28 protein-coding genes are annotated in these 23,841 nt (G+C 36.5%); 12 read left to right on the forward strand and 16 right to left on the reverse strand.

All coding sequences use genetic code 11. From position 1 onward, the window contains the following. The first annotated feature begins 21 nt into the window (after positions 1 to 21). A complete protein-coding gene (locus tag BLT57_RS09220; RefSeq protein WP_091425124.1) occupies positions 22 to 1,488 on the forward strand; it encodes an aminoacyl-histidine dipeptidase in 1,467 nt (488 codons plus the stop codon). Between the two features lie 63 nt (positions 1,489 to 1,551). On the opposite strand, the gene BLT57_RS09225 is transcribed toward BLT57_RS09220, so the two are convergent. Genes BLT57_RS09225 through BLT57_RS09235 form a run of 3 tightly spaced genes read right to left on the reverse strand, consistent with a single transcriptional unit; the run spans position 1,552 to position 4,336 of the window. Next, entirely contained in the window at positions 1,552 to 2,751 is a 1,200-nt protein-coding gene (locus tag BLT57_RS09225; protein WP_091425125.1) for a peptidylprolyl isomerase, read from the reverse strand. Positions 2,752 to 2,777: 26 nt separating this feature from the next. Beyond that, entirely contained in the window at positions 2,778 to 3,317 is a 540-nt protein-coding gene (gene gldI / locus BLT57_RS09230; protein WP_091425126.1) for a gliding motility-associated peptidyl-prolyl isomerase GldI, read from the reverse strand. A 2-nt stretch (positions 3,318 to 3,319) separates the two neighbouring features. Next, positions 3,320 to 4,336: a bifunctional oligoribonuclease/PAP phosphatase NrnA gene (locus BLT57_RS09235; protein ID WP_091425127.1), complete on the reverse strand. Its 1,017-nt coding sequence runs from the start codon at positions 4,334 to 4,336 to the stop codon at positions 3,320 to 3,322. Positions 4,337 to 4,511: 175 nt separating this feature from the next. Between BLT57_RS09235 and BLT57_RS09240 the strand changes: the two genes are divergently transcribed. Beyond that, on the forward strand, positions 4,512 to 4,931 hold the full coding sequence (locus BLT57_RS09240; RefSeq protein WP_091426729.1) for a nucleoside-diphosphate kinase: 420 nt from the start codon (positions 4,512 to 4,514) through the stop codon (positions 4,929 to 4,931). 63 nt (positions 4,932 to 4,994) lie between these two features. Here BLT57_RS09240 and BLT57_RS09245 read toward each other — a convergent pair whose 3' ends face one another. Further along, a complete protein-coding gene (locus BLT57_RS09245; RefSeq protein WP_091425129.1) occupies positions 4,995 to 5,681 on the reverse strand; it encodes a DJ-1/PfpI family protein in 687 nt (228 codons plus the stop codon). 268 nt (positions 5,682 to 5,949) lie between these two features. Between BLT57_RS09245 and BLT57_RS09250 the strand changes: the two genes are divergently transcribed. Next, positions 5,950 to 6,345, forward strand: a complete 396-nt coding sequence (locus tag BLT57_RS09250; RefSeq protein WP_157717160.1) for a hypothetical protein — start codon at positions 5,950 to 5,952, stop codon at positions 6,343 to 6,345. A gap of 125 nt (positions 6,346 to 6,470) precedes the next feature. Here BLT57_RS09250 and BLT57_RS09255 read toward each other — a convergent pair whose 3' ends face one another. Further along, on the reverse strand, positions 6,471 to 7,202 hold the full coding sequence (locus BLT57_RS09255) for a T9SS type A sorting domain-containing protein (RefSeq protein ID WP_091425134.1): 732 nt from the start codon (positions 7,200 to 7,202) through the stop codon (positions 6,471 to 6,473). Between the two features lie 182 nt (positions 7,203 to 7,384). Next, on the reverse strand, positions 7,385 to 7,930 hold the full coding sequence (locus tag BLT57_RS09260; RefSeq protein WP_157717161.1) for a PsbP-related protein: 546 nt from the start codon (positions 7,928 to 7,930) through the stop codon (positions 7,385 to 7,387). 271 nt (positions 7,931 to 8,201) lie between these two features. Between BLT57_RS09260 and BLT57_RS09265 the strand changes: the two genes are divergently transcribed. Beyond that, entirely contained in the window at positions 8,202 to 8,864 is a 663-nt protein-coding gene (locus tag BLT57_RS09265; RefSeq protein ID WP_091425138.1) for a class I SAM-dependent methyltransferase, read from the forward strand. Positions 8,865 to 8,946: 82 nt separating this feature from the next. Here BLT57_RS09265 and BLT57_RS09270 read toward each other — a convergent pair whose 3' ends face one another. The 6 genes from BLT57_RS09270 to BLT57_RS09295 form a co-directional block, all read right to left on the reverse strand. Continuing rightward, positions 8,947 to 9,318, reverse strand: a complete 372-nt coding sequence (locus BLT57_RS09270) for a DUF2200 domain-containing protein (protein WP_091425139.1) — start codon at positions 9,316 to 9,318, stop codon at positions 8,947 to 8,949. A gap of 62 nt (positions 9,319 to 9,380) precedes the next feature. After that, on the reverse strand, positions 9,381 to 9,743 hold the full coding sequence (locus BLT57_RS09275) for a hypothetical protein (RefSeq protein ID WP_091425141.1): 363 nt from the start codon (positions 9,741 to 9,743) through the stop codon (positions 9,381 to 9,383). Between the two features lies 1 nt (position 9,744). Next, positions 9,745 to 12,159: a penicillin acylase family protein gene (locus BLT57_RS09280; RefSeq protein ID WP_091425144.1), complete on the reverse strand. Its 2,415-nt coding sequence runs from the start codon at positions 12,157 to 12,159 to the stop codon at positions 9,745 to 9,747. Positions 12,160 to 12,206: 47 nt separating this feature from the next. Beyond that, entirely contained in the window at positions 12,207 to 12,503 is a 297-nt protein-coding gene (locus BLT57_RS09285; RefSeq protein ID WP_091425145.1) for a DUF721 domain-containing protein, read from the reverse strand. A gap of 30 nt (positions 12,504 to 12,533) precedes the next feature. Continuing rightward, positions 12,534 to 12,950, reverse strand: coding sequence for a hypothetical protein (locus tag BLT57_RS09290; protein ID WP_091425147.1), 417 nt, complete (start codon positions 12,948 to 12,950; stop codon positions 12,534 to 12,536). Further along, the gene (locus BLT57_RS09295) at positions 12,947 to 14,026 is read right to left on the reverse strand and encodes a DNA replication/repair protein RecF (protein WP_091425149.1); all 1,080 of its coding nucleotides are present in this window, start codon (positions 14,024 to 14,026) and stop codon (positions 12,947 to 12,949) included. Before BLT57_RS09295 ends, BLT57_RS09290 begins: the two co-directional genes overlap by 4 nt. A 121-nt stretch (positions 14,027 to 14,147) precedes the next feature. Here BLT57_RS09295 and BLT57_RS09300 point away from each other — a divergent pair, with 121 nt between their 5' ends. From BLT57_RS09300 to BLT57_RS09330, 8 genes are all read left to right on the forward strand, one after another. Beyond that, entirely contained in the window at positions 14,148 to 14,912 is a 765-nt protein-coding gene (locus BLT57_RS09300) for a tetratricopeptide repeat protein (RefSeq protein WP_091425151.1), read from the forward strand. A gap of 1 nt (position 14,913) precedes the next feature. Next, positions 14,914 to 15,399, forward strand: a complete 486-nt coding sequence (gene ribH / locus BLT57_RS09305; protein ID WP_091425153.1) for a 6,7-dimethyl-8-ribityllumazine synthase — start codon at positions 14,914 to 14,916, stop codon at positions 15,397 to 15,399. 125 nt (positions 15,400 to 15,524) lie between these two features. Next, the gene (locus BLT57_RS14060) at positions 15,525 to 15,743 is read left to right on the forward strand and encodes a hypothetical protein (RefSeq protein WP_157717162.1); all 219 of its coding nucleotides are present in this window, start codon (positions 15,525 to 15,527) and stop codon (positions 15,741 to 15,743) included. A 4-nt stretch (positions 15,744 to 15,747) separates the two neighbouring features. Beyond that, positions 15,748 to 16,035, forward strand: coding sequence for a riboflavin synthase subunit beta (locus tag BLT57_RS09310; RefSeq protein WP_091425154.1), 288 nt, complete (start codon positions 15,748 to 15,750; stop codon positions 16,033 to 16,035). After that, positions 16,035 to 17,894, forward strand: a complete 1,860-nt coding sequence (gene mutL, locus BLT57_RS09315) for a DNA mismatch repair endonuclease MutL (RefSeq protein WP_091425156.1) — start codon at positions 16,035 to 16,037, stop codon at positions 17,892 to 17,894. The genes BLT57_RS09310 and mutL overlap by 1 nt, the downstream gene beginning before the upstream one ends. An 8-nt stretch (positions 17,895 to 17,902) precedes the next feature. Then, positions 17,903 to 18,652 (forward strand): rhomboid family intramembrane serine protease, encoded by a 750-nt coding sequence (locus BLT57_RS09320; protein ID WP_091426731.1) that lies wholly within the window; start codon positions 17,903 to 17,905, stop codon positions 18,650 to 18,652. Continuing rightward, positions 18,649 to 19,527 (forward strand): rhomboid family intramembrane serine protease, encoded by an 879-nt coding sequence (locus BLT57_RS09325; protein WP_091425157.1) that lies wholly within the window; start codon positions 18,649 to 18,651, stop codon positions 19,525 to 19,527. Before BLT57_RS09320 ends, BLT57_RS09325 begins: the two co-directional genes overlap by 4 nt. 5 nt (positions 19,528 to 19,532) lie before the next feature. Then, a complete protein-coding gene (locus BLT57_RS09330) occupies positions 19,533 to 20,552 on the forward strand; it encodes an endonuclease/exonuclease/phosphatase family protein (RefSeq protein WP_091425159.1) in 1,020 nt (339 codons plus the stop codon). A gap of 1 nt (position 20,553) precedes the next feature. Here BLT57_RS09330 and BLT57_RS14240 read toward each other — a convergent pair whose 3' ends face one another. The 4 genes from BLT57_RS14240 to dapB form a co-directional block, all read right to left on the reverse strand. Continuing rightward, the gene (locus tag BLT57_RS14240) at positions 20,554 to 20,862 is read right to left on the reverse strand and encodes a DUF6122 family protein (protein WP_091425160.1); all 309 of its coding nucleotides are present in this window, start codon (positions 20,860 to 20,862) and stop codon (positions 20,554 to 20,556) included. After that, positions 20,862 to 21,482 carry a WbqC family protein gene (locus BLT57_RS09340; protein WP_091425162.1) on the reverse strand — a complete coding sequence of 207 codons (621 nt, stop codon included), beginning with the start codon at positions 21,480 to 21,482 and terminating at the stop codon, positions 20,862 to 20,864. Before BLT57_RS09340 ends, BLT57_RS14240 begins: the two co-directional genes overlap by 1 nt. A 15-nt stretch (positions 21,483 to 21,497) precedes the next feature. Then, positions 21,498 to 23,075: a signal peptidase I gene (lepB, locus tag BLT57_RS09345; RefSeq protein ID WP_091425164.1), complete on the reverse strand. Its 1,578-nt coding sequence runs from the start codon at positions 23,073 to 23,075 to the stop codon at positions 21,498 to 21,500. A 63-nt stretch (positions 23,076 to 23,138) separates the two neighbouring features. Further along, positions 23,139 to 23,840, reverse strand: a complete 702-nt coding sequence (gene dapB, locus BLT57_RS09350; RefSeq protein ID WP_091425166.1) for a 4-hydroxy-tetrahydrodipicolinate reductase — start codon at positions 23,838 to 23,840, stop codon at positions 23,139 to 23,141. Position 23,841: the final 1 nt, after the last annotated feature.

A 23,841-nucleotide genomic window follows, 5' to 3' on the forward strand; every position in this document is an offset into this window, starting at 1 on the left:
CAGCACTAAATATTTTAAAATATGAGCTCAGAAATAAGACAACTAGAACCCAAAGCCCTATGGAATAAATTTGCCGATTTAAACGCTGTTCCGAGACCTTCAAAAAAGGAAGAACGTGTGATTAAATTCATGAAAGATTTTGGAGAGCGTTTAGGGTTAGAAACTATAGAAGATGAAGTGGGTAACGTGATTATTAAAAAACCTGCGACATCAGGAATGGAAGAACGTAAAGCCATAGTCATGCAATCGCATTTGGATATGGTGCATCAAAAAAATAACGATACTGTTTTCGATTTTGATACGCAAGGGATTGAAATGTATGTAGATGGTGATTGGGTAAGAGCTAATGGTACAACTTTAGGTGCAGACAACGGTTTAGGTGTTGCGACTATTATGGCTGTTTTAGAGAGTGATACTATTGCACATCCAGCTTTGGAAGCCTTATTTACAATTGATGAGGAAACAGGAATGACAGGAGCTAAAGGGCTTCAAGGCGGTTTGTTAAGTGGTGAGATCTTATTAAACTTGGATACCGAAGAAGATGATGAAATTGGTGTGGGTTGTGCTGGTGGAATTGATGTCACCGCTACAAGATCCTATGAGCAGGAGGAAACCCCTGAATTTAAGATAGGTTATAAAGTTACGGTTAAAGGTTTGCAAGGAGGCCACTCTGGTATGCAAATCCATGAAGGGCTAGGGAATGCCAATAAAATCATGAACCGTTTATTATTTGATGGCTTTGAAAACTTTGGTTTACGTATTTCAGAAATTGACGGTGGAAGTTTACGTAACGCTATTCCTAGAGAAAGCAATGCTACGGTGGTTATTGATGCCATTCACGAGGAAGCTTTTGAGTCTGAAATGAAAGATATGGGTAATGAGATCAAGACCGAATTAAAAACGATGGAGCCTGATTTGATTATTGAAGTTTCAAGAATTGAATCACCTGCTCAAATTATGGATTTAGGTGTGCAGGAAGGGTTAACGAGAGCGATTTATGCTGCATTGAATGGTGTCTATCGTATGAGTGCTGATATTCCAGATTTGGTAGAAACTTCTAATAATATTGCTCGTGTGATTGTCAAAGATGGCAAGATAAAAATAGGCTGTTTAACACGTAGTTCGGTGGAAAGTTCTAAATGGGATCTTGCTAATAGTCTCCGTGCTACTTTCGAACTCACGGGTTGTGAAGTAGAATTAAGCGGTGATTATCCTGGTTGGAAGCCTAATGTGAATTCTGAAATTTTAAAGGTCATGGTACCTTTATATAAGAAATTAAATGATGGTAACGAACCACATGTAGCGGCCTGTCATGCAGGATTGGAATGTGGAATTCTAGGCACTAACTATCCAGATATGGATATGATTAGTTTTGGGCCAAATATAAAGGGAGCGCATTCACCCGATGAGCGCGCGCAGATTTCTTCAGCACAGAAATATTGGAATTTTGTTTTAGAAATTCTCCAACATATTCCGAAGCGATCATAAGATGTAAACAAATAAAAAAAGCCTTTCGTTATGAAAGGCTTTTTTTATAATTGATTTCAATACTTACTGAATCGATTTCATTTCTAAAATAAATGTCAAGTCTGTATTTGGTGGAATACCTCCACGACCACCTTCTCCGTAAGCGAGGTGAGAAGGTATAAAGAAAAAGGCTTTTTCTCCAACTTTCATAGTAGCTAAAGCATCTTTAAAACCAGCTATAAGACTAGCATCTGGACTTACCTTCATAGGTGTAACGCCATAACCTCCTCCGGCTTTACGTCTCGGATTGACAACACCGTATTTTTCGGCAACCTCCAAAACATTGCTATCAAATAAACGTCCATCGGTGAAATAGCCTTCATAAGCAATCATAGCCATTTGTCCGGTATTTGGCTTTTCGCCAGTACTTTCTGTAATAATGTGTTTTTTTAGGCCAGAAGGATAGTCGGTAGTTTTAGACATGTAATCTTCTAACAATGGTTTTGTTTCAGCAATGGCTTTCTCTACTTTGGCTTTGGCAATACGTTTTGATTCACTCAGCAATCCTGCAATATCTTCTTCAGCTTGTGTTAACTGAGATTCGAATACTTTAGGGGCATTAAATGATTTTGCAGCCGATCCTTTTCTAATGATATTTACTTTAGTGATGTACACATTCTCAACAGGTTTGCTCCCTGGTCCGACTTGGACATTTGAAATGGCATCTTGAACGTCAATACCTTTTACTAATTGTCCGAAAATTGAATGACAGCTCACTCTGGGCTGATCACAAGGTTTTAATGTACCATCTTCATTAAAGGCATCTAAACTAGGGTAAGGCACTTCAGTGATAAAAAACTGACTTCCATTGGTGTTTGTACCGCCAGAGTTTGCCATTGATAAAACACCCGCTTTATCATGTCTAAATTCTGAACTGAAATCGGCCGTAAATCGGTAACCAGGTGTCCCAGTGCCTGTAGCTGTAGGATCACCACCTTGAATCATGAATTTGTCCATGACACGATGAAATGTCAAACTGTCAAAAAATGGCTTAGATTTGTATTCTTCACTTACCATTGGGTGATTCCCTTCGGCTAAAGCCACAAAATTAGCAACAGTAACAGGTACTTCTTTAAAATATAGTTGCGCTACCATTGTGTCTTTTGAGGTAATGATCTCGGCATAGAGTCCGTCGTCCAAATCAGGATAACGTTCTTCGCAGGCCGTTGTGCTTACTAATAGACATAGTATTAAGAGTTGTAGGGTTCGCTTAATCAATTTCATTGGTTTGTGTTTAATAATTTATAATGTTATTGGTTTTGAGTAATACTATTGACGGTCACTTTGCACTGTAATGGAATGTTAGTTCCTATGCGGTCATTATCACCGTAGTATCCGAAAGCTTTTTGCGACGGAAATAGGAAAGTCACAGATTCTCTTGGTTTCATTAATTTTAAACCTTCTCGCAGTCCGCTAAATAATTCTTCCTGATCCATAGCATAGTTTTGTGTACCGAGTTCCTCTTGTGAATAAATCACATTTCCATTGAGATCTTTAAGGTCATAATTGAAATTAACCAGATCACCAAAGTTGGGAGTAATGCTGTCATTTTCTACTTTCGTGTTGTAATAATACCAAAACCCGTTTTGTGAGGCGATATAATCGCGCTGCGGATTCTCACTTATAATGGTTTCAATACGTGTGCGCTCTTGCTCATTTAGTTTACGGTTACGCTCAGCAGATTCTTTAATAAAAGAACCCGATTGTACCGAAATAGGCTGACGCGCTTCAGGTGATTTACAACTGGAAATGAGTAAGAGTAGGATGAGTAGTCGATATATAAATTTCATACTTATGCTTTGAGGTCTTCTATATATTGAGGCAATATACTAATAAATTTATCAATGGTGTCTTGTAGGTTCAAATCACTTTTACCTCCAGCAGCATTGGTGTGACCACCACCACTAAAGTGTGCTCTTGAGAATTCATTCACCGAGAATTCACCCTTACTCCGCAAAGAAATCTTAATAATATCTTCTTGATGGTTCTCAATAAAAATAGCAGCGAAAATTACACCATGCAGTGATAAGGCATAATTGACCACGCCTTCAGTATCTCCTTTTTTAAAGTTAAAGGTATTGAGTTCCTCTTGAGATAGTGTGATGTATGCGGTACGGTATTCTGGAATCACTTTAAGATTACTTAAAGCGCGTCCTAATAATTGTAATCGTTGATAGCTATTGGTATCGTATATATTGTTATGAATTTCCGAATTGTTTGCCCCTTTATCAATGAGATGTCCAATGATGTTATGTGTGGCACTAGTCGTTGATGGAAATCGAAAGGACCCTGTATCGGTCATGATTCCTACATAGAGGCAGGTAGCGATATTCGCATCTATTTTATCAGAATCACCAAGCATATCAATAAAGTTATACACCATTTCACAGGTAGAAGACATACTCACATCCGAATACATATAGGTGGCATAATTATCGGGTTGCTGGTGATGATCAATCATGATTTTAATACCATGAGCTTCAGTCACGGCAGTTTCCATCTGACCAATACGATTGAGCGCATTAAAATCTAAGGTAAAAAAGATATCAGCATCACGAATAAGCGCATCGCTTTCTACTTTTTTTGAATCGTATTTTAAAATACTAGATTCTTCAGGCATCCATTTAAGGAAATCGGGATAATCATTAGGCGCAATAACCGTGGCCGTATGATTCATAGATTTAAGATAGTGGTACAAACCTAGTGTAGAGCCAATAGCGTCTCCATCTGGATTTTTATGAGGAATAATCACAATGGTCTTAGGAGAACTTAAAAGCCCTTTTATGCTATTAATATCGTCTTTGTTCATAGGTGACGAAGATACGGTTTTTTAATATTCGATTCTATTGTTTTTATTAAGAAATGCATTACTTTTGCAGCTTAAAATTGCGACTATAAAATTTTATACATCATCATTTTGTTGATTGCAATTTTATGAGGTCCCACTTAATAACATTAAAAGAACGAATAAAATAAAAAAACAAATGGCAACAAATAGAACGTTTACCATGTTAAAGCCCGATTCTGTTGAAAAAGGGAATATTGGTGCAATATTAGAAAAGATTACAGCTTCAGGTTTTAGAATCGTAGCTATGAAATTAACACAAATGACAACTACTGATGCTCAAGCATTTTACGCAGTTCACAATGAAAGACCGTTCTTTGGTGAGTTAGTAGAATACATGACTCGCGGACCAATTGTAGCGGCGATTTTGGAAAAAGACAATGCTGTTGAAGATTTCAGAACTTTGATTGGAGCAACGAATCCAGCAGAAGCAGCAGAAGGAACGATTAGAAAATTGTATGCAGCGTCTATAGGAGAAAATGCAGTGCACGGAAGTGATAGTGATGAGAATGCAGCTATTGAAGGTGCTTTTCATTTCTCAGGAAGAGAGATGTTTTAAGGCACTTAAGACAATATAAATTTAAAGCGTAACCCTAGGTTGCGCTTTTTTTATGCCGTTATATCAGTCCAGAAACTTTACAGCAGCTGCTTCAGGAATAGAACTCTTCACAGGAGGATCAGGATAATATTGCATGGTTTGCTGAATGGCAACAGCACTGGAGGTTCCTGCAATTAACTCAACTAAATATAAGGCTTCATCCAATCCAGACGAAATACCACCTCCAGTGATGCGATTGCCACTTTTTACATATCTCGGATGTCCCGCAACGACGGTCACTTTTGGAAACTTCTTAAAACAATTCACAAAAGCCCAATGGGTTGTGATGTTGTGTCCATCTAACAAACCTGTATTTGCAAGCAGGATAGCACCTTCGCAGACTGAACACACCCAGTCGGCATTCGCACCTGTGCGTTTAACATAAGCTGTAAAAAGGGAGTATTCATCATTTAGAATAATAGCCAGAGCCTCTGGTCGTCCACCAGGCACCCATATCAAATTAGGATGTTGAACGTCTTTATCTTGAAAGCCTGCATCCATAGCTATTTCAACACCATTATTGGTTACAAAGGTCTTTTTTTGGTCATCACCAATATAGAGTACTCGTACACACCTATTAAACGATGTGTCTGATTCGAGCCAACCAAATATTTCACGAGGTGCGGCTATATCCATGAGATCTACACCATCATATACAGGAATGACAATGAGATAGGGTTCTAAATTTGTTTGGGTTGTACGTGTATCCATATGGACAATGTACAGGTTTTAAGCACGATAGACATGCGTATAAATACGGGTATTTGAAGATGCGTATAGAATATTCCCAGTAGAATAGACCCTATACACTAATGATAGGCGTTGTTGTGCTGTTTGTGATACAAATTTTTACTTATGCTTAAGTTTTTAACTTAATCACTATTGAATTATATCTGTTTTGAATAATATTATAAATTTTTCGTAACTTTTATTCCGTTAACAATCCAATAATACAATGACATCAATAAAAACAATTGTAATGATCCTAATCTTTTGTTTAGGGTTTTTACATAATGCTATCGGACAAACACTAACTCAGGAAAAACCTCAAACAGCTCAAGAGCTTTATGATTTTCATATCAGTAAAAAGAAAGCAAATAAGACAGCAGGATGGATTGTTTTAGGCGGAGGTGTTGCTATGATTGTAGGAGGATTAGGAATTAATATGAGTGGAGGTCTATTGGACAATGATGGTAATCAAGATAAAGGCATTTGGTTATCCTATTTGGGAGCTGCGACGACTGCTGTAAGTATTCCATTATTTATTGCAAGTGGTAAACACAATAGAAAGGCCAAAATAGAATTGCAAAATGGAGCTATTGGATTTAATAAGCCCATTAATTATTCTGGTATTTCTATAATATTTTCGTTTTAAGCGATAAATAGCCTATTCGATACTTCCTACAATTATTTAAATGTAAACGAAAATAGAAGTTAAGAATTAAAAGTAGCCTTTGGGCCTTAACTGCTATGTTTTATAGCATTTATCTTATATATCCTTTATTCTTTTATAAACTTAACGGTCTGAGTATTTGCTAATTTTAAGAAATAAAGTCCGTTTGAAAAATTTCTAATATCAATATTTTCATTATTCGAGATGCTTCCAGCATTTACCACTGACCCTAAAACATTGTAGATGGTATAATTTGTAGTTTGTATTAATCCAGAAATCATAATAAAGTCTTTTGTTGGATTAGGATATACGGTAATAGCATCAAAATCAAACTCTTCAACACCCAAAGCACTTGTGGTTACAGTAACGTCAGCACCATAAAAACATTGAGCTCCAGCAGCAGAATTACTTGTTGTTACAGATAGTGTATTGTTACCACCAATGACGTATGCAGCAATGATAGCTGGTGTTATGGTCACCGTAAGGTTTATTGTAATATTTGCATTTGCACTAATAGCTTCGCAAGAACATCCAGTTCCAGTGGAGTTACCAGTAATTACAGAAACACCATTCAGAAAGATTTCGAAATCCCCGTCACAGGCATCATAGATGACTAAAGACATCGTTGAAAGTTCCATTCCAGCAGTATTGGTATCCATAAAGGTTCCAAAGTCCATTGCGGGATCACCATCAAAAGAACAATTAAATGTAGCATCAATTCCTGGATTCGGACAGGTATTAAATCCAGATGTATCGAGATTATACGTTTGTGCTTGAGACAGCATTGATGAAAGGATCAAAAACGTAAACATTGATTTTAAAACGTAAATTTGTTTCATAGCTTTAAAGATTTAATGATTTATATCTGGTTTTAATAGTTGTTTTCTAGGTATTAGTCTTTTCTAAAGTAATGAAAAAAAACGAAACAGAAGCTCATATCCAACATGAAATCAATGCTTTATGTTCTTATTTAGAGTTTTATGAGAAGGAGAGGCCCTAATAAAAATGATATGAGATACGATTATTTTATGCTAAAGCTGTTTTCAATCGTATCAAAACCTTCTGCATTTTTAGTAGTGTCTTCTAGTGCGCCTTGTCTTATAATAACAAAGGATTGGTTTTTAGCTTCAAAGGCATAAATAGTGCCTTTATGCTTGATGCCCATCGTACTCAATTTAAAACCTATAGAGCGTGCATCAAGATTGCCAAATTGACTGTCTACAATAGACTCAAAAGTAAGGGTTTCAACGAAGCTATTATTTTGCAGTTCTTCCATATTGACTTTAATCACATCATCTAATTCCACAAGGTATTCAAATACAACCAAAGTAAATAAGCCACTTGAATCGAAGCCGTTTTTTTCAACCGACACAAAGTGTACACCTTCATCAATAGGTTCGTCATCGGTAATGTTCCAGTCTTTTGGATAATCGAAGGTATAACCCTTACCTTCAAAACGGTTCTCAAGGGTTTCACTAGTTGTACTTTCAGACTTTGACTTGCTGTTGTTTTTACAAGCGGTGAGTGCACAAATAATAAAGGATGCTATGACAATGTGTTTTTTCATGGTTAGATGCTGTTTAAGCTTGGAGTAAGCCATAGTTTATATTTTTTTTATTCTCGAAACTCTATTTAATCTTTTTATAATAATCACAGGAGAGTTTACACCATGTGTAAAGCGAAAGTATAAAAAAAATGAAATAAATTCCTATCTGGATACTTTTATTGGCTTGGTCTGAATTAGTAAAAAAAATGATTCGGGCTACAAATTGAAGATAGGAAGTTCTCATTGAGTTGTTATAAGACTTAATTATATCTTTGTCATTTCAAATGAAACTATGAAAAGCAAGCAACAAAAAACACCGTGGCCTACCAAAGCGGCGATGACTCAGGTCTATGAGCAAGCGTTATGGGGCAGTCATATTTCTGGTTTTTATTCAGGAGACGGCTCACATCATCCCGAACTTGTAGATCCGTATGTAGGGACTGTTTCTTCATTTTTAACCTCATTTGACACACCCTTAACAGTTTGCGATTTGGGCTGTGGTGATTTTAATGTCGGACAGCAATTGGTAAAGTATGCAAAGTGCTATGTTGCGGTAGATATTGTATCAGAGCTCATAGCGTATAATAGCAACCACTTTAAAGCTGATCATTTAGAATTCCATTGTTTGGATCTTGTCGCAGACGACTTGCCTTCTGGTAATTGTGCGCTTTTACGACAGGTCTTGCAACACCTCTCGAATGCTGAAATACACCGCATTCTACCCAAATTAAGTCAGTATAACTATGTGATTTTAACCGAGCACGTTCCTTATGGTGATTTCGAACCTAATACAGACCTGATTTCTGGGCAAGGCACAAGACTAAAGCAGGGTAGTGGCTTAGAGCTCATGGCGGCTCCATTTCATTTGAAAGTTAGATATACCAAACAGCTTTTATCTGTAAAATCAACCGATGGTAAAGGTATTATTGTGACGACACTTTATAAGTTTGTATAGCCATTCCATTGACAACGTGTGCTGTGGTGCTTGGTGTTGTTAGTTTTTTTACTCTGAGGACTTCTACAGAGCATTACTTTTTTTATCCCTTTCTCAATATTTTCTCCATTTTACGACCTTTCGCTAATTCATCAACCAACTTATCTAAATATCTACATTGTCTGTACAATTCAAATTCATCCGCAATGTCTTCAATGCGATACCCACAAATAACGCCTTTAATCAAGTGCGCATTGGGATGTATTTTTGCTTTTTGATAAAATGTTTTAAAGGTGACTTTCTCTTCAATAAGTGCTTGTAATGTATCTTCATCAAAACTAGTTAGCCATTCTATGACTTGGTGAAGTTCTTCTTTTGTTCTTCCATTCTTCACCAGTCTATTGACATAATGTGGATAAACAGAAGCAAAAATCATATTCGCAATTTTTTCATTTTTTTCAGATGTAACTTTCATCTCTTGGTTTTTTATGTGTTACTCACGTCGTCGTGATTACTAATTCGTATTCCTACTATTTTTCAACTCTTATTAACAAGCAAACTACATTGTTTCCCTAAAAGAGCTGCCACACCTGCGGCTAAACCACCAATAAGGCCAGTAACGGTAATGAGCGTGTATTCGCTGCCGCCTAATGGTAAGAGATTAGCAATTTTACGGGATAGGGTGAAATCGTTTTGTGAGGCACCTATATAAGCATAGAGCGTCCAAAAGACAAAGATAGCTGAGAAAGGCACTAAGAAAACAGCAAAATTCTTTAAACTAAAAAATAAGCTGGATACAAAACCAGCCACCATGACGGACCACCATGGTAAAAACTGTGATAAGATTAAAGCTATACAAATGGTTACCGCGAAATTTATAATTTGATCTTTACGTTTCATTTTACTTATTTGATGTTAAGATTTGTGTCGCCATGATTTGGTCATTAGGGGTTACCGTTGGCATAAAATTTAATTCGTGGTACTGCCCAATAGCCCAATCGTCTATAAAATTGTCATAATACTTACTCCCTGGATTCCCAGATTGACCGCCTGGATAAATCCCTAGAGCTTTAGGTGGTGAACTCAGTTCGACAATCATACGCCATGAGGGGCCGTGATTAGAGGTCATAGCATTTACCGTATTGCCATCGCCTCCAATTGGTAAATCAAAGCGGGAAAAAGCGGGTAAGCCTTGAAGCAGGTGACCTGCAAAGGCATTTTTATAAGTACGATAAATATAATCTCCTTTATCGGCTTTAAGCTCCAGCAAGTCTTTAACCGTTTCTTTAAAGGTCAACAAAAACAAATCTTGAGCTGTTTCGGTTTTGGGTGTCTCTAAAATATCCATAAAGGGATCTGCAGGTTTCTCAGTGAGCATGGCTATGGTTTGAAAGGTAAATGGCGCATCTAATGCCACATCGTCTACCTCAAACTCATCCCAAACGCTTCGATAAAGTTTTCCCCACCATTTGATCCATATACTTGGTGCGACTTCGTCAATGGCAGAGTAAAAATCCCATGACTTAATTTGTACATATAATTCTTGCTCTTCAGCAGTTAAACTTGAGGTATCCATGGTCTCAAAGATATAAGGCAAGAGTTCTGAAGCTCTTAAATTAAAGGTGTTGTTCTGCAAGGCTTTAAAATCGTCTACCGTGAATTGAGCTTTAGATCTGAAGAAGTTATTGATAATGCGACTTCGGTAAGTATCATAACCATCATTAAACACATAAAACGGATAGAGGCTATCAACAGGATGCTGATTGGCAGAACTCACAAAACCACGTTCTGGATTCTTGATGTGCGGATTGAATTTCTGCGGAATAAAACTTTGCCAGTCGTGACCTGGATTACTGCCATCCATTAAGAATTTACCTTGACCTTGCCATTTATTTGGAATCAAACCTTGAATCCATAAGGCTATATCACCTTCATTAGACGCAAATACAAAATTTTGGGCAGGCGCTGTATAATGAGTTAAGGCTTTTCGATAGTCCTCATAGGTTTTACTGCGATTCAATTCTATAAAAGTACGTGCGTTATTACCGGCAATATGACCTATCCATTTCATGGCATAACCCGAAATTTCAGAATCACCTTTATAATTATGATCGTAGGTTACTGGTCCGTGATGGGTATATAAAACCGTGTCGATGAGTGTTTGCGCACCTCTAATCTTAATTTCTTCAAGTCGTAATGTCGTGTTTTTCCATTTGTTATCGTGCTTGTATTGTGTGCGGCTTTGGTCTTTAAATTCAATTTTATACCAATCGAGCAAATCTCGGGTGGCATTGGTTTCACCCCATGCGATATGTGTATTGAATCCGGAAATAACACCAATGGTTCCTGGAAGTGTGGCTCCCATTGCTGAATGCTCGGGCGTACTGAGTTGCATGACATACCATATGGAAGGTAGGTTTAAACTCAAATGCGGATCGTTAGCCAGAATAGGGTTTCCTGTTACTGATTTCGTCCCAGACACGGCCCAGTTATTAGAGCCGTTATTAGGATGTGGTTTGTCTAGAGTTTCAGTAATGGTATCAGGTGGCATTTCTCCTTCGGGAATAGCGGTTTGTTGCGCGGTAATAAAACTCCAATCGGTGTCCTTCGGAATGATAGGATCAATTGTATCATAAAAATCAGGAAAGAGCATATCAAAACGGTCTTGACCAAAGATGCGAAGGGCATTGGTAAATTCTAAATCGTGCTCTTTACTCGCCAGCATTTTGGTCATGTACATAAGAAGCAAGGATGTTTTTTTAGTGGTCCATGCTTCGGGTTTGTAATCTAGTAACTTGTATTCTACAGGAATGTTTTTAGGCTCTAAACTATTAATATAGCTATTCACACCATCGCTAAAGGCTTCGATATAGGCAGCAGTTTCAGGATCTTCTTGCATTTTTTTCATCGACTCCTCTGCGCCATACCCCATGCCTCGCCTGCGTTGCTCACGATCGTAATTTACAGCTACATCACCTAAAATTTCAGATAAGCGTCCTGCCGCTGCATGGGTTTGAAATTCCATTTGCCACAAACGATGTTGTGCAGTGACATACCCTTGGGCTTTATATAAATCGGTTTCATTTTTAGCAAAAATATGTGGTATCAATTCCTCATCATAATGAATGGTTACTGGTGCAGAAAGTCCGTCAATTGGAACAGTTCCTGTAATGGCTTCAACCGTATCATTTTGCCAGACGCCATTGACAGGGTCCAAAAATTTTCCGATAGGAGGAACCGATCCAATTTTAGTGTTTAGACCATAAAAGACCACTAATGTGAGTACCAAAGTTAAAACGAGTTTAATGTATTTCATGAGGTGGGAATTAATGCTTTGATAATAATTTTTTTAAAGACTAAAAACTAGCGCAATACTAATGTCTTAACTACATCTTTACCTACGGCTTCATTAAGCATATCGATGATTTTTTGCTTACCATAGCTCAGTTCCTCACGAAGTACACTAGAAGACAAGGAGACATATAAGGTGTTTTTATCTAATTTGACATCTGTGGTGTAATTATTAACGCCATTACCCATCATCTTTGCCCAAGCATCGCGCACATCTACTTTATCTAAGCCAGATTGCAGTCTATTGGTTTCTACGAATTCTTTCAGAATATCGCTTATTGGTAAATGGTCGTTGTTTCTTTTTTTCATACAAATACAAATGACACTTAGGTGAGTGGTTTAGTCTAAATCTAAAGGTTCATAGCGTTTATAAAGATACACATCTTTATTGGTATTAACGACTAATAAATGGGTTTGGCTGGCGTCTAATATGGTTTCTTTCCAATCGGCATATGGTGTGGTGTAATAGACATTTAGACTGTCATTTTCTATTTTTATGCGGAAAGATTCTACACTTTGAGAACTTTCAAACTTACCCATAAGGTTAGGTTTTAGTTTTCTTCGCACGCCGGATAAGCTATCGGTCAATTGAATGTAATCGATAGTATCGTTATAGTTGTATTCTTTTTTAAGTCCGTTACTCATAGTCACTTCTTCAATTTCCCAATAGCCATCTACAAATTCCACAAAGGTTTGCGGATCTTTAGAACAACTCAATACCGTACCTAGTAATAATGTGATTAGTAGTCGTTTCATAATTTAAATATTTTATAGGATTGGTGAATTTGTTTTACTACGTTCTCGGTACGTTCGGCATGGGTATCACTAATGAATAGTTGTCCGAAATGTTCATCATCGACCAAATGGATGATTTGCGCGACACGACTTTCGTCTAGTTTATCAAAAATATCATCTAAAAGGAGCAGTGGTGTGACGCCACTTTGCTGTTTTATAAAATCGAATTGCGCCAACTTTAAGGCTATTAAAAAAGATTTCTGTTGCCCTTGGCTCCCAAATTTTTTAATGGGATAAGATTCAATTTCAAAACTAAGATCATCTTTATGAATCCCAACACTGGTGTATTGTAAAGCTTTATCTTTATTTACACTATGTACGAGTAACGTACTGAGGTCATCTTGAAACAAATCACTTTTATATTGGATATTTACTTCTTCTTTATTGTTACTGATGGCTTCATAACGTTCCTTAAAAATTGGAATAAAGGTTTGTAGAAATTTATCTCTCGTTTTAAAGATGCTGCTCCCGTAATTTTGTAATTGGTCATTATAGACCTCTAGCTGTGCCTGATTAAAGGTGTTGTTCAGGGCAAAGTATTTGAGTAATGCATTCCGTTGTGTTAATACCTTATTGTAATTGATCAGGTTATTGAGATAGGCTTTATCACTTTGTGAAATCACGCTATCGACAAACTTTCGGCGCACCTCACTACCTTCAATTATTAAATCTCTATCGGCTGGAGAAATGATGACCAGAGGCACAAAACCGATATGATCACTAAACTTGTCGTAGGCTTTGCTGTTGCGTTTGATAACTTTTTTTTGTCCGCGCTTTAAGGACACCACAATTTTCTCGGTTTTCTCGTGTTTGGTAAAAATACCGTCTACCACAAAAAACTCTTCATTGTGTTTTATATTTTGTGTAGCGACAGGATTAAAGTAGCTTTTTCCGAAGGATAAATGATAAATAGCATCAAGAGCGTTGGTTTTACCTACACCATTGGCACCTACGAAGCAGTTAATTTTAGTGTCAAATTCAAAATCTTGACTTTCAAAATTCTTATAATTAACTAAGCTTAGCGCGTTTAAAATCATAAATCTATTGGGAATATTCGTGTTCTAATTACCTTTATTCTAAGAGGAAGTAAAAATAACAAATAATTTACCTTTTAAATCCCAATAAAAATTTTATTTTTGCGGGCACAAATAGAGAATTATGGCAACATATAAGAAAAGAGGATACAAACCAAAGACTGAAAAGGAAAAGGTTGAAAAAATAGAGGAAAACTCAACAACAGCTGAAGTTTTTAACACGCTAGATGAAAGTGCTAATAAAGCTGAAGACTGGGTTGGAAAAAATCAAAAAGGTATATTCGTCATTGTTGGTTTAGCTGCAGTGATTGCTCTTGGTTATTTAGGATACAATAAATTTATTGCAGAGCCAAAAGCTCAAGAGGCCATGAATGAGATGTATACGGCTCAAAAGTATTTTGATGAAGCGGTTGTTGGATCAAATAAAGATTCTTTATACACATTGGCAATTAATGGTGGTGAAGGAAAGTATGGAATGGTAGACATCGTTAATGAATACGGAAGTACACCAGCAGGAAACCTTGCAAACTACTATGCAGGTATGGCATACTTAAACATAAAAGACTATACCAATGCTGTGAAGTATTTAAGCGATTTTAGTACTGATGATTCAGTGTTAGGACCAATTGCTAAAGGTGGTATAGGAGATGCATTTGTGCAGTTAAATCAGTTAGAAGATGCGTTAGGATACTACGAACAAGCGATTAGCGCCTCAGCAAATGATTATACAACTCCAATGTATTTGTTAAAGGCAGCTAATGTGGCTCAATCATTAGATATGACAGATAAAGCATTACAGTACTATAAAAGAATTAAATCTGAATTTTCAAGTTCAGACCAAGCAAAAAATATAGATACCTTTATTGGTAGAGCAGAAGCAAGCAACTAATATGGCCACTGCAAATCACAATTTATCACAATACGATAAAAACACAATCCCAAACGCGAAGTTATTTCGGTTTGGGATTGTTGTTTCTGAATGGAATGCTACCATTACTGATGGCTTATATCAAGGTGCCTATGAGGCGTTAATAGATTGCGGTGCGCTACCAGAGAACATTGTGAAATGGGAGGTGCCAGGAAGTTTCGAATTGATCTATGGATGTAAGCGTATGATTAAACATCAAGTTGATGCTGTAATCGCTATAGGATCGGTAATACAAGGAGAAACTAAACATTTTGATTTTGTTTGTGAAGGGGTTACTCAAGGCATTAAAGATTTAAATGTGACCACTGAAACTCCAGTAATTTTTTGTGTCTTGACTGATAACAATCTGCAGCAGTCAATAGATCGCTCAGGTGGCAAACACGGCAATAAAGGTACTGAAGCGGCAATAGCTGCGATTAAAATGGCCGATTTACGACGCAATAAGTAAAGTCCTTTTCGATAAACGATAGATTTTCCATCAGACCTAGATTTGTTAACAATTTTTAGGACTTCATAGGTCAATTTTCCTAGTAAATTCTGTACTTTTGAAATATAACATAGACTAGTGTAGTAGTGAGTTTATTTCAACAACGAAAGAACAAACGTTTTAATTACATTCCGAGACATCTTAAAGACGCCAAAGGTGAGGACAATTTGAAATCAAAATGGGATACTGTAAGACGTCACGGAAAACATAAAAGCAAGCGAACCTTATCACTTCCTGTATTACTGGTGATTTTAGGTATGATAATTGTGCTATGGTATATATTAATACACTACGAAATATCTTAGCATTATGGGAATTTTAAACACACGTCCGAACAAAAGATACAGTTATCAACCACGCTATTACAAAGGTGAAGGTAGCCCTTATGAGATCAAACGTAAGTTTGATGATTACCGCGTTACTGCAGGTGATAATAAAGGGTTAAAAACAAAACTGAACAATGCACTCGACGATTACAAACACAATCAGGATAAGAGTGGTGCCAACAAACGCATCCTCATTATTATTGGTGTTCTTATTCTAGTCTTTTTGGTTATCATAGATTTCGATTTATCCATATTCTCTTTGAAGCGCTAATGGCAGACATCATTCAATTGTTACCAGATCATGTTGCAAATCAAATCGCAGCAGGAGAAGTTGTACAGCGACCAGCATCAGTAGTGAAAGAATTATTAGAAAACGCTATTGACGCAGGTGCAAAGGTTATCAAACTTATTGTAAAAGACGCTGGCAAAACTTTAATTCAGGTTATTGATGATGGGAAAGGGATGAGTGAAACCGACGCGAGATTAAGCTTTGAGCGCCATGCGACGTCTAAAATACGCACTGCGGAAGATCTTTTCAGCTTGCACACCAAAGGCTTTAGGGGTGAAGCATTAGCCAGTATTGCTGCGATTGCACACGTAGAATTAAGAACAAAGCAAGAGCAAGAAGAACTAGGAACGCTTATCGAAATTGAGGGCAGTAGTATCAAGAACCAAGAACTTACCGTAACACCTAAAGGTACTTCGATTGCCGTAAAACATTTATTTTTTAATATTCCAGCACGACGTAATTTTCTAAAATCAAATACTGTTGAACTTAGACATATTATAGACGAATTTCATCGTGTGGCTTTAGCACATCCAGATATTGCCTTTGTCAAGTTTCATAATGGCAGTGAGAATTTTAATTTACCGGTTAGTAATTACCGACAACGGATAGTTAATATATTTGGAGGGAAGACAAATGAAAAATTAGTGCCAGTAGAAGAAGCGACTGAAGTTTTAAAAATTTCGGGTTTTGTAGGGAAACCAGAATTTGCCAAACGTACAAAGAATGAACAGTTTTTCTTTGTCAATAATCGTTTTATTAAAAGCCCGTACCTCAATCACGCTATTAATGCTGCATATGAAGGATTGGTTAAAGAGGGGAGCCATCCCAGTTATTTTTTGAATCTAACGGTAGACCCTAAAACCATTGACATCAATATTCATCCGACAAAAACGGAGATTAAATTTGATGATGAGCATACCTTATATGCCATTATACGTTCGTCTGTAAAACACAGTTTAGGGCAGTTTAATATTACACCAGTTTTGGACTTTGATCGCGATAACAATCTAGACACGCCTTACAATTACAAAAATAAAGGCATTTCGACACCAAGAGTAGATGTTGATCGTTCATTCAATCCATTTCAAGAAGAGCGCTCTGCTCCGAAATCAGGAGGTTTTTCTAATGGTTATTCAAAACCACCTGCGGTCCCATGGGAAAGTTTATATGTAGGTTTAGAATCTAAAGGCACAAAAACAGAACATGATTTTAGTGAGTTGCAGTTTGAAAGCAATCCTGAGAATGTTGCTTTGTTTTCTGAAGACAGCTCTTTGAATACGTCTCAAACCACATATCAGCTGCATAATAAATATATCATCAGCACAATTAAATCTGGGATGATGATTTTAGATCAGCATCGCGCACATCAGCGCGTTTTATACGAGGGCTTTTTAAAGCATTTAACAGTAAAAGAAGCGGTTAGTCAGCAGTTGTTATTTCCATTGGTCATAGAATTTAGTTCCACTGAAATGGATCTATTATTACGATTAAAAGAAGACCTAGAACATACTGGATTTGTGTTTTCCTCATTTGAGGATCATAAGATTAACATTACTGGTGTTCCGGTAAATGTTCCAGAAAGTGAAGTGTCTATTATTTTAGAACAATTAATTAGTGATGTCGAGCAAGAAGTTCCAGATAGTAATTTTAGTGCTACAGACTTATTAGCAAAATCGATGTCGAAGAGTTTAGCTATAAAAACAGGACAATCCTTATCGAAGGTAGAGCAAGAACACTTAGTAAATAGTTTGTTTGCCTGCAAAGAACCTTCGGTATCACCAACAAATAAAGTTACGTTTATCACGATGAGTGTAGATGACTTTGATAAAAAATTCGTTTAAGATTTATGATGAGAGGAATTACAGATACCGTAAAGCATTTATTAATCATTAATGTCATCATGTTTATTGGGACGTTAACGATCGGAGGAGGACAATCCTTTTACCAGTGGTTTGCCTTGTATTTGCCAGAGAATGCACTTTTTCAGCCCTGGCAAATAATCACACATATGTTCATGCACGGCGGTTATGCCCATATTATATTTAACATGTTTGCCTTGTGGATGTTTGGAACGGCTGTTGAAAGTCAGATTGGTTCTAAAAAATTCATTTTCATATATATATCAGCAGGATTAGGAGCTGTATTATTTCAATTGGCCTTTTACTATTTTAATTATTTGCCCTTAAAATCTGAGCTTTTAGCTTCTGGATTTAATATGCAGCAGCTGGTTGAAATTTTTGAATCTAATAAAGTAGCAGGTGTATCCGATACTCAATTGGCCCTTTTAAAGGAAGCATATCCTATATATAACGCTTCTATGGTTGGCGCATCAGGTTGTATTATGGGGGTTTTAGCGGCTTTTGGGATGATGAATCCTGAAGCTAAACTAGTGATGATTTTCCTTCCTATTCCTATCAAAGCGAAGTATTTTATACCTGGTATCATTATTCTTGACGTGGTATCGGCATTAACCGGTCAGTCGTTCTTTAGTCCTAGTAACACAGCTTATATGGCTCACGTTGGTGGAGCACTTACAGGATTTCTTATTATGTGGTATTGGAAAAAGAATCAGTTCAATAAAAACCGTTGGGATTTATGACATCGTTAACACACGACATTAAAGACAAACTCAAAAATTTAAACGTTTTTGAAAAAATCATGGCAGTCAATGTTTTGATTTTTTTTATCGGCTGGTTGCTACGTGTTATTCTAGGTATCCCAAGACAGTCGACTTTAGACTGGCTTGCTTTACCAAGTGGCTTTAGTGATTTCATACTAAAACCATGGGCGCTATTTACCTATGGTTTTACACATTATGATCTATTTCACCTTGTATTTAATATGCTCATCTTATACTTTGTGTCTCGAACGATGGTGAATTTATTTCCGAGCCGTCAATCCTTAAATATTTATTTTTTAGGAATTATTATTGGAGGATTTACCTATCTGTTCATATACAATGTTTTTCCATCTATTTTAGTTGATCAAGTATCGGTACTTGTAGGAGCTTCAGCCGGTGTAAATGCCTTGTTGATTTTTATTTGTGCTTATATGCCATATCGTGAAGCACGTTTCTTTTCTATTAAAATAAAACTATGGTACATTGGCGTAGCTATAGTGGTATTTGATATTCTCGGCTTCTTTACTGGAGTTAATCAAGGAGGTAGACTAGCGCACTTGGGAGGTAGTTTATTAGGCTATGTATATGCGTCACAACTGTTAAAAGGAAAAGACATAGGAGTAGGGTTTGGTAAGTTTCTTGATGGTATTGCTAATCTATTTAAAACTAAATCGGTATTAAAAACGGTACATAAAAGTAAAAAGAAGCCATTTGCTGGTCATAATAAAGACGAGTTTAATGAGTTTAATAATCAGAAGAAAATCGACTTGATCTTAGATAAAATAAGTAAAAGCGGTTATGAAAGCCTGACCAAAGATGAGAAGGCGTTTTTATTTAAAGCAGGCAAGGACTAATACCTATGCGTAATCTTAAAGGGTTTGAGAAACTTATATTCGTTATCAATTCATTGATGGCATTTGCCTTGCTTTTATCTTACATTTTACCGTACATGGAACCTGAAAAATTCGCTGTTCTTTCTGTATTAAGTTTAGCGGTTCCTGCTTTAATTATAATCAATATTCTATTTCTTGTATACTGGTTATTGAAAGTTAAACGTCAATTATTACTATCCTTAGGGGTATTAGCTCTTGGATATAGTCATGTCTTTTCATTGTATAAGTTTTCATCTTCTAAACATGTAGAGGATAGCGAGAACCTTTCTGTAATGAATTACAATGTGCGTTTATTTAATGTGTTTGATTGGATAGACGATCCAAAACTTAAGGACAATATAACGCGTTTTATTACTGAAAAAAATCCCGATGTGCTTTGTATGCAGGAGTACAGGCCAGATGAACAGGTTAAATTGACTAATTATTATAAATACGAAGAACTCTCAGGAAAGCAAGTTAAAAGCGGTCAAGCCATATTCACCAAGTACCCTATTGTTAATTCTGGTTCGATCCAATTTCCGAATTCCTCAAACAATGCAATTTTTGCTGATATCGTGAAGCAAGGTGATACGATTCGCATTTATAACGTGCATTTACAATCTTCTGGAATAGATCCCACAGTTGAAAAATTATCAAAGGAAGACTCTGAAAATTTATTTAATCGTGTGGGCAACACATTTAAAATGCAACAGTCGCAAGCTGAAAAGTTTTTAAAACACAAAAATCAGTGCAGCTATCCTATGGTCATTTGTGGTGATTTTAATAATACAGCCTACTCTTATGTTTACAAAGAGATTAAAGGCGATTTAACAGATACTTTTGTGCGTGCAGGAAATGGTTTTGGACGGACTTATGATTATAGATTCTTCCCAGTTCGGATTGATTTTATTCTAGCTGATGAGCGATTTGATATAAATGCGTTTAAGACGTTCGATGCTAAATATTCTGATCACTATCCAATTATGGCGAAAGTCAAACTGAATTAGATCACATCATCCAACAGTCTGCTTGATCTGCGATAATATGTATTACGAGTCCTAGACCAATCCATCTTGTTTTTTTGAAAACTGATAACACAAGATAAACACCAATCGCATAATAGGAGTGAAGTGGATGAAAATTAATACTACATCTATTTGAGTCAAAAATGGGATTTGCCAAAAGGTGGTCTAGATCGATTAGTATTCCGCTTAGCATTACTAAAAAAGCCAATTTCCAGTGCTTTTTAAAACATAGCAATGCTACCACTAAAGGGAGAAAGAAATGAATGCCATAATGAACAATAGGTTGTGCCATTATAAGATCAAGGTTTGTGATTCAAGATATAATTCGGTATTTGGACCTTCATTAAACAGTAGATCTAAGATGCTGAGATTGGTTAAGAATCCGTATTTCTCATCAAATACCTGCGCATAATTGCTAAAGTGCTGTTGGATTTCTTTTCTACTATTTGCTAAACCTCTTGCATCTTTAATTGTTTTTGGCTCTAATTCAAATTTTGTCGTTTTTGAATAGGTAAAGGGCAATTGCAAGCAATCAAAAATAAGTGCTATACATTTTAGATTGAACTCCATAATTGAATGTGTTTTAATTTCGAATAGAGGCATTAAGTCGTCGATATAAAATTCAAAGAAAGGCGAGGTACGATAGGCAGATTCTAGAGATTTCAAATGTTGTAATTGCCAATTATCAGTATTAAAAATGGCGACTTCTGAGGAGTTTTGCCTATTTTTTTGTGAATATACAACAGGAACATTAAGATCGAGTTTTCCATTAGCAGCATAAATAGAGCAACGATTTCTATAAGTTTGCTTTTGGTAATTATCACAGACCTCAAAAACGATATGGTCTGCCTGTAGCATGGCAACAAAATGAGCAATGCTAGGAAAATATGTAGGATGTAATAATACGTCCATTAAGATTATTAACGATTATTCAGCTTTTTTTCGCTTTCTCCATTTATTGAATCCATATCCAACAGCCAAGAGGACTAAAAATGGAATTAAATAAGACACAGGTTTCCCAGATCCACCAACAGTAGTGAACCATCTTGACCAACGCGGATTTTTAAGTCCGTCCCAACTCATCCAAATGAGCACAGGTTTTCCAACAACATGGTCAAAAGGAACATAACCCCAAGCACGAGAATCGACAGAGTTATTTCTATTATCACCCATCATCCAAAAGTAATCTTGTTTGAAGGTATAAGATGTTGCGGGTTCACCATTGATGAGCACTTGATTGCCACGTGTGACCACTGTATTTCTTTCATATTCTGAAATAAGACGCTTATAAAAGGGTAGTACTTCGGTATTCAGTTCAATAGTTGCTCCTTCTTTCGGAATGTAAATAGGTCCGAAGTTGTCATAGTTCCATGGATACTGAGCCACTCTTGGAAACAAATTGCCATTGTCTTCCTTTGGTGTCAATCGCCTTGTCACACTCGCGATATTCGGATGATTTTTAGCTTTAGCAGCGGCCGCTTCTGTGGCTTGAACAACAATAGTTGATGTGCCAACTTGATACGGAGAGTCTGTAATGTCATAACGCTTTAAGGCATTAACAATTTGTTCACCACTAAAACTTCCCTGAAGCTCTACATTATAAGCAAATTGCAATGCTGCGCGATCTGGTAATTCGTTTTTAACACCATTGATATAAACGTAACCATTTCTTACTTCTAAGGAATCTCCAGGAATGCCAACACAGCGCTTTACAAGATTCGTTTTCTTGTCAATAGGTTTATAATAGTTGCGGTCTGGACTGAAATCATTCATATCCAATAAGGTATCTGCAGGTTGATTAAACACAACAATATCGTTGCGTTCTATAGATTCAAATCCAGGCAACCTCATGTATGGTAATTGTAGTTTATTTTTTAAGGACGTTTTGTTTTCTTCTAACTTGTCATTGTATACATACGATTTTATTTTCAAAAACGGAATGGTATCATGTACCATTGGAGCAGCAACAGTCGACATTGGCACTCTGGCTCCATAATGAAATTTACTAACAAATAAGAAATCACCAACCAACAACGATTTTTCTAGAGACGAACTTGGAATGGTAAAAGGTTGAATAAAGTATGTATGCACTATTGTTGCAGCCACAATGGCAAACAAAACAGAGCTTACCCAGTCTCCGGAACTTGTTTTCGGATGTAATTCTCGATTTTCAACATAATTCACATCGGCGACATAGTTCAAGTAAAAATTGTAAAACCCTAATGACACGACGGCTAAGAATGTGTCTAAATACTGGTTCTTACCAAAACTTCTAGCGGTTTCCACCCAAACTACGGGTAGCATGATTAAATTTACAATAGGGACAAATAATAAGATGGTCCACCACCATGGGCGATTGATGATTTTCATTAAAATCACCGCATTGTATACAGGAACAAAGGCTTCCCATGCTTGTCGTCCAGCTTTAGTGTATAGTTTCCATGTCCCTAGTCCATGAATTACTTGTATGATGAGAACAAAAATTAACCACTGTGTAATTGTCATATCTATATGTTGATTTCTTTGTGAGTTGAAATGTATTTAAAAACGTTACATCTAATTAGGATATTAACTAATATTTAGGACATCTTTCATTGTAAATACACCTTTTTTATCATGAACAAATTCTGCTGCAATCACAGCACCTAACGCAAACCCTTTTCGGCTATGAGCCGTATGTTTTATTTGGATGCTATCCACATTAGAATCGTAATTAATTTCATGCGTACCTGGAACATTTTCAATTCGCTTTGCTAAAATACCAATCTCTTTTTGTTTTGGAGACTCTAACGTCCAGTTTTTATAATCGGTTTGTTCGATGATTCCTTCTGCTAATGTTATGGCTGTACCGCTAGGAGCATCTAGTTTTTGCATGTGATGAATTTCTTCAATACTTGGTTTATACTGGGGAAATTCTTTTAAAAGTTTGGCTAAATTCTTATTCAATTCGAAGAAGATATTTACACCTAAACTGAAATTAGAGGCATATAAAAATGTGCCGTTATTTGCTTGACATAATTGGACCATATCATCATAATGGTCTAACCATCCCGTAGTGCCTGAGATCACAGGAACTTGAGCATTTAAACACTTTGATATATTATCAACGGCAGAAGATGGAATACTAAAGTCAATGGCGACGTCTGTCTCATTTAAATGAAAAGCATCGGTATTTGCAGATACTTTCAAAATGATATTATGGCCGCGTTCATGGGCAATTGTTTCTATTGCTTTACCCATTTTTCCGTAGCCAAGAAGCGCGATATTCATA

It is taken from the genome of Formosa sp. Hel1_31_208 (assembly GCF_900104785.1).
GTDB lineage: Bacteria > Bacteroidota > Bacteroidia > Flavobacteriales > Flavobacteriaceae > Psychroserpens.

Bases quoted from the DNA above. Each gene is read 5' to 3' on its own strand.
- BLT57_RS09220 (WP_091425124.1), top strand. From the start codon at position 22: ATGAGCTCAGAAATAAGACAACTAGAACCCAAAGCCCTATGGAATAAA.
- BLT57_RS09225 (WP_091425125.1), bottom strand. From the start codon at position 2,751: ATGAAATTGATTAAGCGAACCCTACAACTCTTAATACTATGTCTATTA.
- gldI (WP_091425126.1), bottom strand. From the start codon at position 3,317: ATGAAATTTATATATCGACTACTCATCCTACTCTTACTCATTTCCAGT.
- BLT57_RS09235 (WP_091425127.1), bottom strand. From the start codon at position 4,336: ATGAACAAAGACGATATTAATAGCATAAAAGGGCTTTTAAGTTCTCCT.
- BLT57_RS09240 (WP_091426729.1), top strand. From the start codon at position 4,512: ATGGCAACAAATAGAACGTTTACCATGTTAAAGCCCGATTCTGTTGAA.
- BLT57_RS09245 (WP_091425129.1), bottom strand. From the start codon at position 5,681: ATGGATACACGTACAACCCAAACAAATTTAGAACCCTATCTCATTGTC.
- BLT57_RS09250 (WP_157717160.1), top strand. From the start codon at position 5,950: ATGATCCTAATCTTTTGTTTAGGGTTTTTACATAATGCTATCGGACAA.
- BLT57_RS09255 (WP_091425134.1), bottom strand. From the start codon at position 7,202: ATGAAACAAATTTACGTTTTAAAATCAATGTTTACGTTTTTGATCCTT.
- BLT57_RS09260 (WP_157717161.1), bottom strand. From the start codon at position 7,930: ATGAAAAAACACATTGTCATAGCATCCTTTATTATTTGTGCACTCACC.
- BLT57_RS09265 (WP_091425138.1), top strand. From the start codon at position 8,202: ATGAAAAGCAAGCAACAAAAAACACCGTGGCCTACCAAAGCGGCGATG.
- BLT57_RS09270 (WP_091425139.1), bottom strand. From the start codon at position 9,318: ATGAAAGTTACATCTGAAAAAAATGAAAAAATTGCGAATATGATTTTT.
- BLT57_RS09275 (WP_091425141.1), bottom strand. From the start codon at position 9,743: ATGAAACGTAAAGATCAAATTATAAATTTCGCGGTAACCATTTGTATA.
- BLT57_RS09280 (WP_091425144.1), bottom strand. From the start codon at position 12,159: ATGAAATACATTAAACTCGTTTTAACTTTGGTACTCACATTAGTGGTC.
- BLT57_RS09285 (WP_091425145.1), bottom strand. From the start codon at position 12,503: ATGAAAAAAAGAAACAACGACCATTTACCAATAAGCGATATTCTGAAA.
- BLT57_RS09290 (WP_091425147.1), bottom strand. From the start codon at position 12,950: ATGAAACGACTACTAATCACATTATTACTAGGTACGGTATTGAGTTGT.
- BLT57_RS09295 (WP_091425149.1), bottom strand. From the start codon at position 14,026: ATGATTTTAAACGCGCTAAGCTTAGTTAATTATAAGAATTTTGAAAGT.
- BLT57_RS09300 (WP_091425151.1), top strand. From the start codon at position 14,148: ATGGCAACATATAAGAAAAGAGGATACAAACCAAAGACTGAAAAGGAA.
- ribH (WP_091425153.1), top strand. From the start codon at position 14,914: ATGGCCACTGCAAATCACAATTTATCACAATACGATAAAAACACAATC.
- BLT57_RS09310 (WP_091425154.1), top strand. From the start codon at position 15,748: ATGGGAATTTTAAACACACGTCCGAACAAAAGATACAGTTATCAACCA.
- mutL (WP_091425156.1), top strand. From the start codon at position 16,035: ATGGCAGACATCATTCAATTGTTACCAGATCATGTTGCAAATCAAATC.
- BLT57_RS09320 (WP_091426731.1), top strand. From the start codon at position 17,903: ATGAGAGGAATTACAGATACCGTAAAGCATTTATTAATCATTAATGTC.
- BLT57_RS09325 (WP_091425157.1), top strand. From the start codon at position 18,649: ATGACATCGTTAACACACGACATTAAAGACAAACTCAAAAATTTAAAC.
- BLT57_RS09330 (WP_091425159.1), top strand. From the start codon at position 19,533: ATGCGTAATCTTAAAGGGTTTGAGAAACTTATATTCGTTATCAATTCA.
- BLT57_RS14240 (WP_091425160.1), bottom strand. From the start codon at position 20,862: ATGGCACAACCTATTGTTCATTATGGCATTCATTTCTTTCTCCCTTTA.
- BLT57_RS09340 (WP_091425162.1), bottom strand. From the start codon at position 21,482: ATGGACGTATTATTACATCCTACATATTTTCCTAGCATTGCTCATTTT.
- lepB (WP_091425164.1), bottom strand. From the start codon at position 23,075: ATGACAATTACACAGTGGTTAATTTTTGTTCTCATCATACAAGTAATT.
- dapB (WP_091425166.1), bottom strand. From the start codon at position 23,840: ATGAATATCGCGCTTCTTGGCTACGGAAAAATGGGTAAAGCAATAGAA.